Annotated in this window: 1 pseudogene; it reads right to left on the bottom strand. The window is 73.6% G+C overall.

Annotated elements, in window-relative coordinates:
• Positions 1-503 (bottom strand): annotated as a pseudogene (locus F0Q34_RS22000) (error-prone DNA polymerase); the annotation flags it as partial.

Genomic DNA, 503 nt, shown 5'->3' with positions numbered 1-503 from the left:
GCGTCCACGGTGCAGCCGAGCCGGATGGCGGTGAGCAGATCGGCCAGCGGCTGGCGCCGCCGGTGATGGTAGCGGACATCGTTCCAGGCCAGCAGCGCGGCGCCGCCGCCCGCGCGCCGGACGGTGTCGTCCAGCCAATGCATCCGCTCCTGATCGCGGCCATCGAGGTAGGGGGCGGCGGCGCAGAACAGCGGCAGCGCCAGATGCCCGCGCAGCTGGCGGGCCAGCGCGGCAAAGCGGCTGGCAAAGTCCGGATCCGGCTGGCGCGGCGGGATGGCCGCCAGGCACCAGTCCCCGGCGTGCTCGACCATCTCGTCGCGGCGGATCTGGCATTCGCCTTTCGGCGAGCGCATGCGCCCGCGCGACAGCAGGCCGGTCAGTCGCCCATAGCTGGCGCGGTCAGTCGGCCAGGCCAGAAAAGCGGAACCGTCGTCCAGGACCAGCCGGGCGCCGACCACATAGGGCAGCCCGGCCTCCCTGGCCGCGACATGGCCGCGCACGAT

The sequence above is a fragment of the Teichococcus oryzae genome (assembly GCF_008386565.1).
GTDB lineage: Bacteria > Pseudomonadota > Alphaproteobacteria > Acetobacterales > Acetobacteraceae > Pseudoroseomonas > Pseudoroseomonas oryzae.
This window is presented reverse-complemented; position numbering and strand designations above follow the sequence as displayed.